Here is a 381-nt window from a genome sequence, read left to right as displayed (position 1 = left end):
GATCGACCTACTTCCTCAGTCGGACTGGACGGATCAGGATCTCCTCACCAAGGACGAAGCACGCGAACGCCTCGTCGAGGAGATCTCTCGCGCTCGGGCCCGGCTCGACGAAATCACCACGGGCACCGGTGATCCAGCCGAGATCGCCCTGCTCGAACGTCGGCTCCACGCGATGGAATCGATCCACAACGAGTACAACGACTATCTGGACGGGAAGTGACTGCGACCCGGCCGAGGCCAAGGAGTAGAAGTGTCGGCTTCCGCTGACGTCGTCGAGGACATCGACGCGGTGCGCGCCCAGATCCGTCAGTTTCTGGACAACGCGGACAAACCGAAGGGTCTACGGAACTACGGGCCCACCCCCACTGCGGACGACGTCGA

At 62.7% G+C, this 381-nt stretch carries 1 protein-coding gene; it reads left to right on the top strand.

All coding sequences use genetic code 11. The annotated features are described in order from the left end of the window. Positions 1-220, top strand: a 220-nt coding sequence (locus RM572_RS29640; RefSeq protein ID WP_311676421.1) for a hypothetical protein, incomplete at its 5' end; no start/stop codon positions are given. Positions 221-381 lie beyond the last annotated feature (161 nt).

The organism is Streptomyces hazeniae, assembly GCF_031845485.1.
Classification (GTDB): Bacteria; Actinomycetota; Actinomycetes; order Streptomycetales; family Streptomycetaceae; genus Streptomyces; species Streptomyces hazeniae.
The sequence above is the reverse complement of the archived record's forward strand: the minus strand, read 5'-3'. Positions and strand labels throughout refer to the sequence as shown.